Genomic DNA, 15463 nt, shown 5'->3' on the forward strand with positions numbered 1-15463 from the left:
CCCACCACCGCACCGAGCATCAACTCGACCTGTCGCAGCGTGTCAGCGAGTGCTTCCATACCCCCCATTCTGCCGGCGACCACCGACACCGAACCGCCAAAAACAACCAGATCAGCGGCCGAATCGCAAACCGGTGGATAACCTCGAAATCGACCACCTACAGCGGTGCTGTGGAGTAACACAAGAGCCGCCGAGCATCACGCGAGCGCAGGCAGTCGGACGGATGCCGCGGCATTCGTCAGAACTCAGCCCCTACAGTGCGAGCTGTCCCCGCGGCTGCGGCGGGCCCGCGAGCTGCACGATGAGTGCGATGTGCTCCCACAGGCCGCCGAGCTGCAGGTGATCGGCGGTCGGCGGCCCACCCAGCGCGAGCAGCGGAACGAAACCGAAGCACTGGTCCACTCCGGGGATGTGCTCCCTCATGGCCGCAGCCGGATAGGGCTGTCGTTCGAGGAACCGATCCTGCCCGGCGTCCGACTGGATGATCGACAGGAAGGCGTCGGTGACATCCACCTCGGTGACGTCGATCGTGCCCCAGCGGAACAGCACGACCCACCAGCGTCCCGCGACGTAGGCGATGAGGTCGCCCAGTCCGGTGGCGAACACGACGGTCGCCCCCTCCGGGAACCCGATCACGCCTTCGAGCATGGTGTCGGCCCGATCCGGATCGATCAGCCGCACGAAGCCGTCGTCACTGAGGTAGCCGGCGCCGTGCTCGCGCCAGGCCTCGATGATCTCGTCGGGAACGCGCCCCACACGCGCATCGATCGTCGACGCGGCGATCGGGGCCAGAGGCGTGACCTGCGTGAAGACGCTCATGCCGACGTGGCATCCAGCACGGCCGACGAGATTCCCGCCGCACGCAGCGGCGCGACCAGCGTCTCGAAATCATCCTCCGTCAGCGACGATCGCTTCAGCATCGCGTACGCGCCGTTCTCGACCAGCAGCGTCACGTCCATGAAGGCGCCCTCTCCCGCTTCGCGGATGCGATCGGCATGCGGACGCAGGGTAGCCAGCAGCGACTTCTGCACGGCCGCCAGTTCGGAGGCGGACGGCTTCGACGCTTTGCGGGCCGCGCGGTAGGGCGCGCGGATGGCGCGGTGCGTCTCGATCGCCTGTCCCCACTGTGCGGCATCGACGCCGGCAGCCGCGGAGAAGAGGCCGGTCACCTCGTCGGACAAGGGGGACATGGTTCCTCTCCCGAGCGGGTCATCCGCTCACATCATCGAGACCGAGGTGCACATTCAGGCGGATGTACGGCCAGAGGTCGCGCGGAATGTCGGCGACCGACTCATCCACATCGTCCCAAAGGTCATTCACTCGATTCTTCCACTGCGATCCCAGCGACGAGTTGATCCCGGCGTCGCCCAATCCGTCGAATCTCTCCGGTCGACCACCCGCGACCTGATCGGGGCCGTGGAGAACGGCCTGACCGTCACCCGGCACGCCCCCGCGTTCTGCCCGCTCGAGAGCCTGCAGATCTTCACCCATGCGCCCGTGCTCACGGTAGTGCCCGACATTGTGCCGCCACTCGGCGACGGACAGGTCGTTCAGTCCGTTCCGCTGGAGTTCGACCTGCCGATTGAACTCGTCCATGTCGTGATGTGGCTGCTGGCGGGTGAAGCTGTCGACGTCGACGCCGTCGGCGAGCTGATAGTCGCCGTTGTCGAGCCTCGTCAACCGTGGCGGCACTTCGTTCACCATGTCATCGAGGGCACGTTGCGCGTCGGGACTCAGATGCGTCGGCAACTCGAAGTCGCGCAGCGTCGTGCCGCCCGGAAGATCCCGCCCGGTGCTGACCGGGAGGTCGCGTCCGGCCGACCCGCCACGGCGCAGCACGCTTTCCAGCAGCGTCCCCGCCTTCGACAGCAGGGTCTTCAGCTCGTCGAGCAGAGTCGCCAGCCTCTTGCACGCCGCGAGGAGCTTCGTCACCTGCGTGCCCACCTTGCCCGCCAGCGACGCCACACGCGTCGAGACCTGCTCGATGATCCACGGGGTGGCCAGGCCCAGGGTGAAGACTGCTTCCGCCGCCCACGAGATCGCGGAGCCGACGAGCTGCGAGATCACGTCCCGCGCGAGGTCGTGCACGACCTGCACGATGGTCGACGCGATCGACAGCCCGGTACTCATGGCACCCGCCCAGTCACCCGCGCCGTGGATGTGCTGCGCGGCATCCGCCTGGAAGCGCCGGTAGGCATCCATCGCCTCGCCGTGCAGGTCAGCCACGTCCGCGAGGATGCGCGTCAGCTCGTCCCCCGAGGCGTGCAGGGCCTGCGACACGTTGCTCCATGTCTGCGCGAAGCCGGCGACCTCGCCGGCATCTCCCGTGAGGTCGTTGAACCAGCCCTTGAGCGGTTCGAAGTGGTCGATCAGCCAGCCGAGTCCCGCGGCGATGAGCGAACCGAGCGGGTCGGAGACCGCGGCGACGGTGTCGAGCGCACCCGCGAAGACCGCCAGTCCTCCCTCGATCCAATCGCCCGACTCGATCGCATGAGCCAATTGCGTGCCGTCGTCGAGGAGGCCGGTGCCGCTGAACGGAGTGGCGGTGTCGATGCTCTCCGCCACCAGTGGATTGTCCGTCACCTCATCACCCTCTCCGCGACGCCCCCGCGTTCTCGCTGGACAAGGCTAGTGGGTCTGGCAGACACGTCAAGAGCGGTCGGACGGATGCCGCAGCATCCGTCCGACATCGTGTTTCAGCCCGCGCGCGTCATCGGGACGTGCGGGATGCCGTCCTCCTCGTAGACCGGTCCGCTCACCGTGAAGCCGAACCGTGCGTACCACGCCGCGAGGTGCTCCTGCGCGTCCAGCGCGATCCCGGAGCCCGGCCACCGCGTCTCCGCCCGCGCGACGGCTCGGGTCATCAGCTCGGCGGCGAGGCCGCGACCCCGCGCATCGACGGCCGTCGCCACCCGGCCGATCCGAGCGGTGCCGCCGTCTTCTTTCCCCTCACTGTCGCGAAGCAGCCGGAGCGTCGCCGCCGGAACGCCGTCGAGCTCGACCCAGAAGAGCTCGGTGTCGGGCTCGATGTCGCGGCCGTCGAGTTCGGCGTAGGCCGCCTGCTGCTCGACCACGAACACCGCGACCCGCAGCCAGAGCAGGCGGTAGAGGGTCTCGGGCGCGATGTCGCGAACGACCGCCCGGTGGTAGGTGACTCGGCGGTCACTCACCGTGCGATCCGAGATCGGTCACGCCGACATCGGTGACGTGGAAGTTCTGGGACGAACGGGATGCCGTCGGCCCGCGCTGCCCCTGATACCTGTTGCCGTACGGGCCCGAGCCGTAGGGCGATTCCGCGGCCGAAGACAGCCGGAAGAAGCAGAGCTGCCCGATCTTCATACCCGGCCACAGCTTGATCGGAAGCGTCGCGACGTTGGAGAGCTCGAGGGTCACGTGCCCCGAGAAGCCGGGGTCGATGAAACCCGCGGTGGAGTGCGTCAGCAGGCCCAGCCTGCCGAGCGACGACTTGCCCTCGAGTCGTGCGGCGACATCGTCGGGCAGGCTGATCTGCTCGAAGGTGGCGCCCAGTGCGAACTCGCCCGGATGCAGGATGAACGCCTCATCGGGACGCACCTCGATCAGATGTGTGAGGTCGGGCTGATCCTCGGCCGGGTCGATGAAGGGGTACTTGTGGTTGTCGAACAGCCGGAAGTAGCGATCGAGGCGCACATCGACGCTCGACGGCTGGACCATCGAGGAGTCCCAGGGATCGAGGCCGATGCGCTTCGCATCGATCTCGGCACGGATATCGCGGTCGCTCAGCAGCACCCGCTCAGCCTAGCCGCGCGGGTGCCTGCGAATGGGGCGGCGACTCATCTGCGCCGGGTCGACCTGCGGGCGCATCGCGGAGACCGAGAACGCGCAGACGAGCGGATGCCGCGGCCGAGGCATCCGCGTTTGTTATGCTTACGAGGCGCCGCAAGGCTCTGCCCGGGGATGTAGTTCAATGGCAGAACTTCAGCTTCCCAAGCTGATAGCGCGGGTTCGATTCCCGTCATCCCCTCCATCGCTCCGACACGCGGCCTCAGGTCGTGCCCTCGACCGGAAACGGAACGGCGGGCCGATCCGGCGGCCCGCACAGTGCCGAATCGACCCGCCGCGTCTCAGCTCTGGTAACGCCGAGCACGTCTACGTCGCGAGCCCCCAGTGCACGCGGACGACGGTGTCAGAGAGAAGGAGACGCGGCCCCAGACCGCGTCTCCTCACATCCCCAGAATGTCTCTCTGTGCCGTCAGGTGGAGTCAACTCCCCAGAAGCTCCCCAGCCTCTCACCTGCCGACAACACGAGACTAACTGTCCCCCGAACGGGGGACAGCCCACTTCACCGGAACCTGAGCCATTCTTGAGATTCGCGTCGAGATGAGGTCCGGAGGACTGCGCACCTGAGGTGTTCTTGAGCGAACGCCGACCGTCGCTGAAGGCGGTGCCGCGCTGTTCCTTCGCCCGTCAGAGGTACTGGGCCAACCGCCGCAGCGGCGGCTGCGCATCGGGGTAGGTGACGGCATCCGCGCCCACCGCACAGGCGGCGCGCAGAGCGTCCTCGTGACCCCACCCCGCGTGCAGCGCGAGCGTGAGGCCGGCGCAGAAGGCATCGCCGGCACCGACTGAGCTGACCACCTGCACGCTCGGGCTCGGAACGCGCGCGATCTCGCGACCACCCGCACGCAGCGCCGCCCCCTCGCCGCCATACGTCACGGCCACCAGCGTCGCCGCATCGACCTCGGGCAGCAGGATGAATTCGGTCTCGTTGACGATGATCAGGTCTGCGCGGCGGATCAGCGCGTCGGGCAGCGGACGTGCCGGCGCCGCATTGATCGCGAGGAACCCGGGCACCGCCTCGGCAAGGGCCGCCACCACGTCCGTCGGAATCTCGAGCTGCGCCAGCACCGCCTCGCCCTCGGTGAATGTCACCCCGTCGATGACCGCGTCGGCATTGGCGCCGGGGCAGACGACGATCTGATTCTCGCCCCTGGCATCCACCGTGATCAGCGCGGTCCCGGTCGCCTGCTCCCCCAGCCAGACCCCCGACGTGTCCACGCCCACGTCGCGCAGGGTCTGCAGCATCCACTGCCCGTCGCTGTCGTCGCCCACGGCGCCGATCATGCGCACCGTCCCCCCGAGCCGAGCGGCCGCGGCCGCCTGGTTCGCACCCTTGCCGCCGGGGTGGCGCTGCAGTGTGCCGCCGAGCACGGTCTCGCCTGCGGCCGGAAGACGATCGACGGAGGCCGTGAGGTCGACGTTGATGCTGCCGACCACCGCGAGGGCGCCGAGAGGTGAAGAGGTCATGGGGTCATTCCACCACGGCGCCGCGGGCCGGTCGGGTATAACCGTATGACGGCGGCACAGCGTGGTCCCCTCCCTCATCCCCATCCTCAGGAGCACCATGACCACCCCCGTCTACCTCGACTGCGACACCGGTGTCGATGACGCCGTCGCGCTCGGCTACCTGCTCGCGAGCGCCGCGATCGACCTCGTCGGCGTCGGCACGGTCAGCGGGAACACGAGCGCCGCGCAGGCCGCGCGCAACACGCTCGACCTGCTCGCACTCGCGGGCCGCGACGACATCCCGGTCGCCGTCGGCGCTCACGACCACCTCAGCCATCCGTACGACGGCGGTGCGCCGCACGTGCACGGCGACAACGGCATCGGGGGCGTGCAGCTCCCGCCGGCGACGCGGGTGCCCGAAGAGCAGTCGGCGGTCGACCTGCTGATCGCCCTCTCGCACCTGTACGAGGGTCGTCTGCACATCGTCACGATCGGCCCGATGACCAATATCGCGCTCGCTCTCGAGGCCGACCCGACGCTCCCCGGCCGCATCGCGGGCGTCACTGCCATGGGAGGCGCCGCACTCGTACCCGGCAATATCAGTCCTGTCGCCGAGGCGAACGTCTTCAACGACCCGGAAGCGGCGGATGCCGCGCTCAGCGCCGACTGGGACGTCACCCTGGTGCCGCTGGACGTGACGATGGAGCACACGCTGTCGGAGGACGACCGCGCCGCACTCCTCGCCTCCACGAACCCGTTCGTGCAGGCGCTCGGCGAGATCCTCGACCACTACTTCGACTTCTACCTGCCGATCTACGGGCACCGCACGAGTTCGCTCCACGACCCGCTCGCCGCCGTGATCGCCGCGGGCGGTGCGCGCATCGACGTCGCCCCGCGTGTGCCGGTCCGCGTCGACACGACCGACGGGCCCGGGAGGGGGCAGACGATCGCCGACCTGCGCGGGCAGCGCATCGGGCCGCGCGACCACGAGGGTGCCCGCGTGCGCGTGGTGCTGCGTGTGGACGACCCGATCGCCCCGCATCTCGTGTCGACGCTGCTCGGGGTGTGACGGCCGGAGTGCTGCCGGCGAGCTCGGACGGGAGCGCGGACCGCCGGGTTCAGCCGACGGGTTCGGCGAACGGCTCATCCGTCGTGGACGACGCTGACGATGCGGATGCCGGGGCCGCGGCATCCGTCGCCTGCCGCCTCGCCCGCCCGGCCGCACGTGACGACGCCCGCACCGCGCCGATGCTCGCCGCGATCACGAGCGCGATGCCCGCACCCTCGAGCCACGTGATCTGCTGCCCGAGGAGGAGGAATCCGGCCAGCGTCGCGATTGCGGGTGAAACGCTCATCAGGATCGCGAACGCGGCGGCCGGGAGCCGCCGCAGGGCGACGAGCTCGAGCGCGTACGGGATGGTCGAGGACAGGACGGCGACGGCCGCGCCCAGGGCGAGCAGATTCAGGTGCAGGAGCGCGGGACCGGCCGACAGGATGCCGAACGGCAGCGACACGAGCGCGCCGATCGTCATCGCGAGCGCCAGCCCGTCGAGCTTCGGGAACTCCCGGCCCACCCGGGCCGAGGCGACAATGTAGAACGCCCAGCTCGCGGCGGCACCGAGCGCGAACGCCACGCCCAGCGGGTCCAGGCGCTCCCACCCGCCGCCGCCCAGCGCGATGACGCCGGCGAGGGCGAGTAACGCCCACAGCCAGGCCGATCGTCGACGGCTGGCGACGATCGACAGGATGAGCGGCCCGAGCACTTCGATCGTGACGGTGATGCCGAGCGGCAGTCTCTCCAGGGCCAGGTAGAACAGACCGTTCATGAGCGCGAGCACCAGGCCGAACAGGACGACCGAGCGCCAACCGTACGCGCTGTGGCCGCGCAGGCTCGGCCGGGTGATCAGGAGGAGCAGGACCGCCGAGAACACGAGTCTGAGCATCACGATGCCGAGCGGGCCCACCGAGGGGAAGAGCAGCACCGCCAGCGCCGCACCCACTTCCTGGCAGGCGAGGCCGACGACGACGAGCAGCACCGCCGACCCCGGCCCGGAGCGCGGGTTCATCGTGCGGGACCGGAAGCGCGCGAGGCGCGCGTCACGGAGCGGGAGCGGCGCAGATCGCGTTGGCCGCGATGGTGTCGTGGAACTGCTGCGCGGTCCACGGCAGCCCGGCATCGGGTGCCGACTGTCCGCCCGCCGCGGGCGCCTTGGACGCGATCGCCGCGAGCTCCCACGCGAGGTACGCCCCGAGGGTGTCCGCCGCGCCGGAGTTGTTGAGCACCACGGCCACGGTGAGGCCGGTGTTGGTGTCGCTGAACGCCGCCGACATGTAGCCGGGCACCGAGCCGAACTGGCCCACGAGCGACGCGGCCTGGATGACGCCACCCCGCGTCGTGAGCCACGACGGTGCGCCGGCGATCACGAGCGGCTCGGCCAGGCGATCGATGCCGCTCGGCTCGAGGGCGCCGGTGGCGAGGGACTGACTGTAACGTCCGAGGTCGGCGATGGTCGAGACGGCCCCCGAATCGGTGTAGCCGGTACTGGACGAGAACGTCGTGATGTCGAGGGGCTCGGTGCAGTTCATCACGCCGTCGGCACCCGCCATCGAGTGGTGACCGAGGAGCGAGCTTCCCGCCACCGCCGGCGGCGCGGCCGTCCCCCCGGGAAGGCTGGTCGAGCCCAGCTCGAGCCGGCTGAACACGTACGTCTCCAGCACGTCGGACGCGCTCATCCCCGCGGCGCGTTCGAGGGCGAGTCCGAGCAGCGCGTATCCCGCATCCGAATCGACGAAGGCCGTGCCGGGCGTGCCGGTCAGAGGCTGACCGAGCCCGTAGCTCACGAGCTCCCGGGGGTTCCAGTCGCGGTCGGGGTTGGCCAGCCACATGCCGAACAGACGCGGCTTGTAGCTGCCGATCCCCGAGGTGCTGTCGCACAGCTGACCCAGGGTGATGTTCTCCAGGTCGGGCACCCCCGACACGTACTTCGTCACCGAGTCCTCAAGGGCGAGCTTGCCCTCGCCGACCATGCTGTAGAGCGCATCGCACGTCATCGCGCGTGTGACTCGGCTGACCCGGAACCCGTCGTCCACGCCCACGGGCGTGGGGTCGGTGGCCGACTCCGTACCGAGGCCCGTGACCCATGTGCCACTCCACGGCGCCCAGACGCCTACGATCGCCCCGGACGAACCGGTCGCGACCATGGCGGAGGTCACCGCATCCTGCATCTGCTGCACGGTCTCAGCCGGAAGTTGCGCGTCCACCTGGGTAGGCACGTCCAGCGTGACCGCACCGTTGGCGGAGCATCCGGCCAGCGTCAGCATGATGGCGAGTGCCCCCGCTGCCGTCGCGGCGGCACGACGGCCCCAGCCTGCGGCTCGCATGTTCACCCCCGGGTCGTCCGACTCTCGATTCAAACACACCACCGCGACGATCCCCGTCAGGTTCCGCTCGTAGGCTCGGGCCATGACGCATCGATTCGATAACGCCGCGGTCGAGGGCGTGCTCGCACACATGAACGACGATCACTCCGACGACAACCTGCTGATCGTGCGGGCATTCGGCGACCGGACGCTGGCCGCATCGACCATGACGGGCTTCGACGGTGACGGCGGCGTGTGGAGTGTCACGACCGCCGGCGGCGCGGTCCGTGACCTCCGGGTCCCCTGGCCCGGGGGAGCCATCACCGAACGTCGCGAGGTGCGGCGCGAGATCGTCTCGCTCTACGACGCGGCCTGTGCCCGCCTCGGCGTCGAGCCGCGTCCGCACTCGTAGCACATTCGTAACTTAGGACGTCCTTACCTTGAGCTACCATGAAGGTCATGGACTCCGTGATCCCCTTCTCCGCAGCCCTCCGCGAACGTTCCAGCAGCGCGCACTCCGGCAGCGAGCACGCCGGCTTCATGTCCGACCTGATGCAGGGCAAGGGCACGCGCGATGACTACGTCGCGCTCGTCGCGCAGCACTGGTTCATCTACTCCGCCCTCGAGGCCGCAGCCGATCGCATGCGACGCGATTCCGTGGCATCCGTCTTCATCAGCGAGAAGCTGACGCGTCTTCCCGCGCTCGCAGCGGACCTCGAGTTCTTGATCGGCCCCGATTGGCGCGAGCGCATCACGCCGCTGCCCACCACGCAGCGCTACGTCGACCGCATCGAGCGGGTGGGAGCGACCTGGCCGGGGGGCTTCGTCGCCCACCACTACACGCGCTACCTCGGCGACCTCTCGGGCGGGCTCTTCATCGGACGGCTCATGGCGCGTCGATTCGGGTTCGAGACGAACGGGATCGGCTTCTACATCTTCGGCGACATCGCCGATCCGAAGGAGTTCAAGGACTTCTACCGCGAGCAGCTGGATGCCGCGCCCTGGGACGCCGCCGAGCAGGAGCGCGTCATCGACGAGGTTCTGGTGGCGTACCGCTTCAACACCGACCTCTTCGTGGACCTCGCCGCCGCGAAGGCGTCGGCGGTCGCCTGACCCGCGTCCCGCGTCGCGCTCGGCGGACGGACGGACCTGCTCAGGATGCCGCGGCCCGCACCGACGCCATGAACCGCTGCACGTCGGGGTCGACGCGGATGTCGCTCGGCCGGAGCGGTCGCGAAAGGTACAGACCGTCGAGCGACGTGAGGCGCGACAGGGCGACGTACGTCTGCCCGGGGGCGAACGCCCCCGACCCCAGGTCGACGATCGCGCGGTCGTAGGTCTTGCCCTGGGACTTGTGGATCGTCACCGCCCACGCCAGCCGCAGCGGGAACTGGGTGAACTCCGCGACGATCTCGCGCGAGAGGGACTTCGCCCCCGGGTCGTACGCGTAGCGGAACCTCTCCCAGACGGCCGGCTCGACGTCGAACTCGTCCCCGTCGACGTCGACCCGCACCGTGCCGCCCGCGATCCGCGTGACGGTCCCGATGGTGCCGTTCACCCACCGTGCCGGATCGCCGTACGACGACGTGTCGTTGCGCAGGAACATCACCTGTGCACCCACCTTGAGCTGCAGCTCCGAGTCGGCCGGGTAGCCCGCTTCCCCCCGGCCGAAGTCACCGCTGATCTCGGCGGCAGCGGTCTGCGCCCTGCCCGGCAGCGCCTCGAGGTGACGGCGGTTGATCGAATTCACGATGTCGTTGCGGGTCGCGAGGGTGATGATCGGGGTCTCGCCGTCGGTGGGCTCCGGGGGTCTGCGTGCTCCGGTGTCGTTCAACACCTGCGCGATATCGGCGGTCACGTGCCCGTAGCGCACCGCATTGAGCATGGCCTTGAAGGCGGGATCGGACTGCCGGTGGATGTCGCGCAGCTCGCGGATGTGCAGTTCGGCGCCGTGACGACCGAGATCGACGAGCCCGTCGGAGGCGACCTCACCGGCCCAGACCTTCGCGTCGAAGAACCAGAACGACCGGTAATGATCCTGGATGTAGCGGAGCTCGTCGCCCCGCGGCGGCACCGGAGCCAGCTGGTACGGGTCGCCGAACATGACGATCTGCGCCCCGCCGAACGGTTCGGCCTTGCGTCCGCGCGCCTGCCGCAGAGACCGGTCGATGCCGTCCATCAGATCGGCGTTGACCATGGAGATCTCGTCGATGACGAGCGTGTCCAGCGCGTTGAGGATCTTCCGCGTCGCATCGGACTGATCGAGCTCGCCCCCCGCGATCAACCCGATCGGCAGGCGGAACAACGAGTGGATGGTCTGCCCCTCGACATTGAGCGCCGCAACGCCAGTCGGTGCGCACACCGCGATCTGCTTCGATGTGTTCCACGCGAGGTACTGCAGCAGAGTCGACTTGCCGGTGCCGGCCCGTCCGGTGACGAACACATGGTCGCGCGTGTCCTCGATGAGCCGGAAGAGCGCCTCCTGCTCCGCCGAGAGCTCGGTGGACAGAGGAGGCGTGGTCACCGCCTCATGTTAGCCAGCGGCGGCTTCGTCCGGCGTATCCGAGGACATCTCGGTGGATGACGCGTTCGGCTCACTCCCGGGCGGAGTTTCCTAGACTGGCCTCGTGGATCACGGGGCGGGGGTGACGCTTCCGGGAGATGCGGAGCAGACCCCGGATGCCTCGGCGACGGCGGGCGCGGCATCCGCTCGCCGCTCGTCTCTGGCCGTGGACCTGACGTTGCTGGCCATCGTCGGCGTCCTGCTCGTCGCCGCGATCGGGGCGGGGGCGCTCAGCCTGTACCGGCAGCTCTACAGCCCGACCGCCTTCGTCGAGCGCTACCTCACGCTGCTGTCGGAGGGCCGCGCTGCCGATGCGCTGACGCTGCCCGGGGTGGCGATCGAGTCGGCCGCTCTGCGCGCGGCGGGCATGCCCGAAGTCAGCTCCGAGGCGCTGCTGCGGCGGGATGCGCTCGCAAGCCTGACCGACATCCAGGCGGTGTCCGAGACCACCGATGGCGGCCTCACGCGCGTCACGATGTCGTACCGCGCGGGCGACTACGCCGGCAGCACGACCTTCGACGTGACCTCCGACGGGTGGATCGGGATCACGCCGCGCTGGAGGTTCGCGACGAGCCCGCTGGCCGTCATCGACCTCACGGTGCGCGGCTCCATGAGCTTCAGCGTGAACGGATTCACGATCGACAAGCGACAGATCTCACCCGACCTCGCGGACGCCGACCCGCTTGCCGCGGTGCCGCTGCTCGTCTTCTCCCCCGGCCTCTACTCGGTCACGGTCGACACCCCGGTGGCCACCGCCGCCGGCACCGCGGTGGTCTCGGACTCGCCGCTCGTATCGATCCCCGTCGACCTGCAGGCGCAGCCGACGGCGCAGTTCGTCGCCGTCGTGGAGGAGCAGGTGCAGAACTTCCTCACCGGATGCGCGACCCAGCAGGTGCTGCAGCCGACCGCGTGCCCGTTCGGGTACCCGGTGCAGGACCGCATCGTCTCCCCGCCGACCTGGTCGATCGTCACCCAGCCGAGCGTCACGGTGACACCTGACGGCGCCGACTGGAAGATCGAGCGCACCGAGGCGGTCGCGCACATCGACGTCGACATCCGCTCGCTCTACGACGGCCGCATCACGCGCGTGTCCGAAGACGTCCCGTTCGCGCTCCACGGGTCGATCGACATCCTCGCCGACGGCACGGCCTCGATCTCGGTGACGGGCACCGACGAACGATGACGTGACGGATGCTGCGGCATCCGCTCATCCCTCAACGCTCAGCGGGAGGCGCGGGCGTCGCGCTCAGCGAGGGCGGCGAGCTGCTCGTTGTAGGCGTCGAGCTCGAGGTCTCCCGCGCGATCCACTGCACGGTCGCGGCGCTTCTGCGCTCGGTCGTCGCTGCGGCTCCACTGGATCGCCACCGTGATCGCGAGGATGAGCGTCGGGATCTCGCCCACCGACCACGCGACGCCGCCGCCGACGTACTGGTCCTCCATCGGCGTCGCGCCCCACGTGCGCCCCATTGCTCCGAACCACTCCGAGACCATGAGCCCCGACTGCATCATGATCGCGATGCCGAAGAAGGCGTGGGTCGCCATCACGCCGATGAGCAGCAGCAGCCGCCCCGCGTACGGGAGCCGGAACGGAACCGGATCGATGCCGATCAGGGTCAGCACGAACAGATAGCCCGTGATGAGGAAGTGCGCGACCATCCATTCGTGGCCGAGGTGGTCGTACAGCGACCAGCGGAACAGGTCGGTGTAGTAGAACACCCAGAGGGATCCGACGAACAGGGCCGCCGCCACGAACGGGTTCGTCAGGACGCGGGCGACCGGCGAATGAACGGCCCAGAGGATCCACTCGCGTCCGCCGCGGGTTCCGTCATCCCGTTTGCGGATCGCGCGGGCGGCCAGCGTGACGGGCGCGCCGGCCACGAGCAGCAGCGGGATCGCCATCGTCAGCAGCATGTGGCCGACCATGTGGACGCTGAACAGATAGTCCTGGTACGCGTTCACCGGGCCGCCCGTCACCCAGAGGAGCAGCAGCATCCCGAGCACCCAGAAGACGGTGCGATAGGGCGCCCAGCGGTCGCCGCGGCGGTGCATGCGCCAGACGCCGGCGAGGTAGAAGAACAGCCCGAAGGCCACCGCGAACGCCCACAGCAGGTCGATGCTCCACGAGGTGAACCAGCGCTCCAGGGTCAGCTCCGGCGGCAGCGTCGCACCCGTCAGGATCACCGCGGGCGTCTGTTCGGCGAGGAGGGTGTCGACGGGCGGAGGCGTACGCGCCAGGGCCGCGGCGGCGCCGCTCGCCACCCCCATGAACGCGAGTTCGACGCCGATCAGCCACCAGAAGACGCGGGACGCGGCATCCTCCCGCACTCTGCCGATGAGGCGCCGGCGGTACCACGCGCCGAGCACGCCCAGCGCGACGAGGGCGACGACCTTGACGATCACGAGGGCGCCGTAGGGCGAGAGGAGCCCCTCCCAGGTGACCACGCTGATCGCCGCGCGCACCGTGCCCGAGATCGCCACCACGATGAAGGCGACCAGAGCGATGCTGGAGTACCGCACCAGTGCCGCGGCCATCTTCTCGCGCGACATGAGTGGACGCACGACGATCATGAGGATGAGGCCGCCCAGCCACACCGCTGCCGCCACGATGTGCAGGACGAGGGCCGTCACGGCGATGTTGTGATTGGCCTCTTCGCCGGAGTGTCCGAGCGTGCCCATCGGCACCATCGCGGCGATCGCCAGGATCGCGATGACGAGCGTCGCCGTCCAGGAGCGCACCGCGAAGGTGAGCACCGTGAGGCCCGCGCCGGCGATCGTGGTGATCAGCCAGCCGCGACCGGCTTCGGTCTCGACCAGGAAGCGGCCGAGCTGCTGGCCGAACGCGGCGTCGGCGCTGACGGCCGCGGGGATGACGTTCAGGAAGGTGAGGAATCCGGTGACGCCGGCCGCGATCGTGAAGACGGAGGCCGAGATGGATGCCGTATCCAGCGCGGCATCGAATTCGCGCTCGCCCGCCTTCAGCGCGAAAAGGCCCACGACCAGGCTGCCGACCAACCCCGCGGCCGACAGGTTGACCAGCAGCGTCGCCGCCGGAAGTCCCCAGCGGACGATCGGCCCGGGATCGCCGATCAGGAGCGGTGCCGCGCCGCCGCCGTACGCCAGGCCCAGCACCAGTGCGACGAGGGCGACCACGACGAGGATCGCCGGCCCGGCCAGCCGCATCAGGCGGGGGGCGCCCAGGCGTGGGGGTGCCCCGTTCGTCGCGTCGGCGACGGGTGGAGCGGCCGTGGGGATCACCCCTCAAGCCTAGGTCGCAGCACGGGTCGGGAGCGCCGATCCATGGACCCCGGACGCGCGAGAGGGGGGATGCCGCGGCATCCCCCCTCGTGACGTCCCGCGTGCGGGGCGTGCTGCGTGTGGAGCTCGTCTACTTGACGGCAGCCTTCAGCTTCGAACCGGCGGTGACCTTGACGCGCTTGCCGGCCGGGATGGCGATCTCGGCGCCGGTCTGCGGGTTGCGGCCGGTGCGAGCCGAGGTCTCGACCTGCTCGAACGCGATCCACCCCGGGATCGACACCTTGCTGCCCTTGGCGACAGCGTCGGAGACGGTCGAGAAGAGGGAGTCGAGCACGCCCGAAACGGCGGCCTGGCTCTGGCCGGTGGCGCTGGCGATGCTCGCAACGAGTTCGGTCTTGGTGATGGACTTGTCAGCCATGTGGGTGTCCTCCAAGGCGGCGCACTTGCCGCCTTTCGTTACTCGGACCGAAGGACACATGCCCTCGGCTGGTCGGATCGACCGGGCTCGAATATACCGACTTTCCGCGGAATCACGCGGATTTCGAGGCATCCGACGTCATATTGGCGGCGTGTCGGCCGGTTTCGTGTGACTCCTGTGGCCCGTGTGACGGCGGGTGCGGTCGGCGTCGGGAGGAGGAGGGAACGACGGAAGGCCCGGCGATCCGTGGATCGCCGGGCCTTCCGGATGCTGCGCCTGTCTGGCGCTGCGGGTGGTTACCAGCTCGACTTGGTCACGCCGGGCAGCTCGCCACGGTGTGCCATGTCACGGAACCGGACACGCGAGATGCCGAACTTCGTGAGGTTGCCTCGGGGGCGACCGTCGATGACGTCGCGGCTGCGCACGCGCACCGGCGATGCGTTGCGGGGCAGCTTCTGCAGCCCGATGCGTGCGGCTTCGCGCTCTTCGTCGGTCGAGGTCGGCGACACGAGCGCCTTCTTCAGTTCGAGGCGCTTGGTCGCGTAGCGGGCGACGATCACCTTGCGCTGTTCGTTGCGCGCGATCTTGCTCTTCTTGGCCAT

16 protein-coding genes and 1 tRNA gene are annotated in these 15463 nt (G+C 69.3%); 5 read left to right on the forward strand and 12 right to left on the reverse strand.

All coding sequences use genetic code 11. The features are described 5' to 3' along the window. Positions 1-252 precede the first annotated feature (252 nt). From ACFXOO_RS09655 to dcd, 5 genes are all read right to left on the reverse strand, one after another. Positions 253-819, reverse strand: coding sequence for a T6SS immunity protein Tdi1 domain-containing protein (locus ACFXOO_RS09655; RefSeq protein WP_394563411.1), 567 nt, complete (start codon positions 817-819; stop codon positions 253-255). Then, positions 816-1190, reverse strand: a complete 375-nt coding sequence (locus ACFXOO_RS09660) for a hypothetical protein (protein WP_378842663.1) — start codon at positions 1188-1190, stop codon at positions 816-818. The genes ACFXOO_RS09655 and ACFXOO_RS09660 overlap by 4 nt, the downstream gene beginning before the upstream one ends. 19 nt (positions 1191-1209) lie before the next feature. Beyond that, the gene (locus ACFXOO_RS09665) at positions 1210-2583 is read right to left on the reverse strand and encodes a polymorphic toxin type 15 domain-containing protein (protein ID WP_394563412.1); all 1374 of its coding nucleotides are present in this window, start codon (positions 2581-2583) and stop codon (positions 1210-1212) included. Positions 2584-2696: 113 nt separating this feature from the next. After that, complete coding sequence (locus tag ACFXOO_RS09670; protein ID WP_378842659.1) at positions 2697-3170, reverse strand: GNAT family N-acetyltransferase; 474 nt, start codon at positions 3168-3170, stop codon at positions 2697-2699. Continuing rightward, positions 3163-3768 (reverse strand): dCTP deaminase, encoded by a 606-nt coding sequence (dcd, locus tag ACFXOO_RS09675; protein ID WP_394563413.1) that lies wholly within the window; start codon positions 3766-3768, stop codon positions 3163-3165. Before dcd ends, ACFXOO_RS09670 begins: the two co-directional genes overlap by 8 nt. A gap of 164 nt (positions 3769-3932) precedes the next feature. Between dcd and ACFXOO_RS09680 the strand changes: the two genes are divergently transcribed. After that, positions 3933-4006 (forward strand) — tRNA-Gly (locus ACFXOO_RS09680). A gap of 440 nt (positions 4007-4446) precedes the next feature. Here ACFXOO_RS09680 and ACFXOO_RS09685 read toward each other — a convergent pair. Then, complete coding sequence (locus ACFXOO_RS09685; protein WP_378842655.1) at positions 4447-5286, reverse strand: ribokinase; 840 nt, start codon at positions 5284-5286, stop codon at positions 4447-4449. Between the two features lie 97 nt (positions 5287-5383). On the opposite strand from ACFXOO_RS09685, the gene ACFXOO_RS09690 reads away from it, so the two are divergent. Further along, on the forward strand, positions 5384-6334 hold the full coding sequence (locus ACFXOO_RS09690; protein WP_394563414.1) for a nucleoside hydrolase: 951 nt from the start codon (positions 5384-5386) through the stop codon (positions 6332-6334). A 49-nt stretch (positions 6335-6383) separates the two neighbouring features. Here ACFXOO_RS09690 and ACFXOO_RS09695 read toward each other — a convergent pair whose 3' ends face one another. Continuing rightward, positions 6384-7331, reverse strand: coding sequence for an EamA family transporter (locus ACFXOO_RS09695; RefSeq protein ID WP_394563415.1), 948 nt, complete (start codon positions 7329-7331; stop codon positions 6384-6386). Between the two features lie 31 nt (positions 7332-7362). Further along, entirely contained in the window at positions 7363-8730 is a 1368-nt protein-coding gene (locus ACFXOO_RS09700) for a serine hydrolase domain-containing protein (RefSeq protein WP_394563416.1), read from the reverse strand. Between ACFXOO_RS09700 and ACFXOO_RS09705 the strand changes: the two genes are divergently transcribed. Next, a complete protein-coding gene (locus ACFXOO_RS09705) occupies positions 8729-9037 on the forward strand; it encodes a DUF2470 domain-containing protein (protein WP_378842647.1) in 309 nt (102 codons plus the stop codon). The genes ACFXOO_RS09700 and ACFXOO_RS09705 overlap by 2 nt on opposite strands. Positions 9038-9084: 47 nt before the next feature. Next, a complete protein-coding gene (locus ACFXOO_RS09710) occupies positions 9085-9738 on the forward strand; it encodes a heme oxygenase (biliverdin-producing) (protein ID WP_394563417.1) in 654 nt (217 codons plus the stop codon). Positions 9739-9778: 40 nt separating this feature from the next. On the opposite strand, the gene ACFXOO_RS09715 is transcribed toward ACFXOO_RS09710, so the two are convergent. Next, positions 9779-11149, reverse strand: a complete 1371-nt coding sequence (locus ACFXOO_RS09715; RefSeq protein WP_378842643.1) for an ATP-dependent RecD-like DNA helicase — start codon at positions 11147-11149, stop codon at positions 9779-9781. Between the two features lie 103 nt (positions 11150-11252). On the opposite strand from ACFXOO_RS09715, the gene ACFXOO_RS09720 reads away from it, so the two are divergent. Further along, a complete protein-coding gene (locus tag ACFXOO_RS09720) occupies positions 11253-12371 on the forward strand; it encodes a hypothetical protein (RefSeq protein WP_394563418.1) in 1119 nt (372 codons plus the stop codon). Positions 12372-12409: 38 nt separating this feature from the next. Here ACFXOO_RS09720 and ACFXOO_RS09725 read toward each other — a convergent pair whose 3' ends face one another. From ACFXOO_RS09725 to rpsN, 3 genes are all read right to left on the reverse strand, one after another. Beyond that, positions 12410-14368, reverse strand: a complete 1959-nt coding sequence (locus ACFXOO_RS09725) for a cytochrome c oxidase assembly protein (protein ID WP_378843039.1) — start codon at positions 14366-14368, stop codon at positions 12410-12412. Positions 14369-14573: 205 nt separating this feature from the next. Next, the gene (locus tag ACFXOO_RS09730) at positions 14574-14861 is read right to left on the reverse strand and encodes an HU family DNA-binding protein (RefSeq protein WP_378842639.1); all 288 of its coding nucleotides are present in this window, start codon (positions 14859-14861) and stop codon (positions 14574-14576) included. A gap of 296 nt (positions 14862-15157) precedes the next feature. Beyond that, entirely contained in the window at positions 15158-15463 is a 306-nt protein-coding gene (rpsN, locus tag ACFXOO_RS09735; protein ID WP_378842637.1) for a 30S ribosomal protein S14, read from the reverse strand.

This window comes from Microbacterium sp. P03 (assembly GCF_043556235.1).
Taxonomy (GTDB): Bacteria; Actinomycetota; Actinomycetes; order Actinomycetales; family Microbacteriaceae; genus Microbacterium.

Excerpts from the sequence above, each read along its gene's own strand:
- ACFXOO_RS09700 (WP_394563416.1), bottom strand. The coding sequence starts at position 8,730 with ATGGCCCGAGCCTACGAGCGGAACCTGACGGGGATCGTCGCGGTGGTG.
- ACFXOO_RS09725 (WP_378843039.1), bottom strand. The coding sequence starts at position 14,368 with ATGCGGCTGGCCGGGCCGGCGATCCTCGTCGTGGTCGCCCTCGTCGCA.
- ACFXOO_RS09710 (WP_394563417.1), top strand. The coding sequence starts at position 9,085 with ATGGACTCCGTGATCCCCTTCTCCGCAGCCCTCCGCGAACGTTCCAGC.
- ACFXOO_RS09690 (WP_394563414.1), top strand. The coding sequence starts at position 5,384 with ATGACCACCCCCGTCTACCTCGACTGCGACACCGGTGTCGATGACGCC.
- rpsN (WP_378842637.1), bottom strand. The coding sequence starts at position 15,463 with ATGGCCAAGAAGAGCAAGATCGCGCGCAACGAACAGCGCAAGGTGATC.
- ACFXOO_RS09655 (WP_394563411.1), bottom strand. The coding sequence starts at position 819 with ATGAGCGTCTTCACGCAGGTCACGCCTCTGGCCCCGATCGCCGCGTCG.
- ACFXOO_RS09705 (WP_378842647.1), top strand. The coding sequence starts at position 8,729 with ATGACGCATCGATTCGATAACGCCGCGGTCGAGGGCGTGCTCGCACAC.
- ACFXOO_RS09660 (WP_378842663.1), bottom strand. The coding sequence starts at position 1,190 with ATGTCCCCCTTGTCCGACGAGGTGACCGGCCTCTTCTCCGCGGCTGCC.
- ACFXOO_RS09685 (WP_378842655.1), bottom strand. The coding sequence starts at position 5,286 with ATGACCTCTTCACCTCTCGGCGCCCTCGCGGTGGTCGGCAGCATCAAC.
- ACFXOO_RS09730 (WP_378842639.1), bottom strand. The coding sequence starts at position 14,861 with ATGGCTGACAAGTCCATCACCAAGACCGAACTCGTTGCGAGCATCGCC.
- ACFXOO_RS09695 (WP_394563415.1), bottom strand. The coding sequence starts at position 7,331 with ATGAACCCGCGCTCCGGGCCGGGGTCGGCGGTGCTGCTCGTCGTCGTC.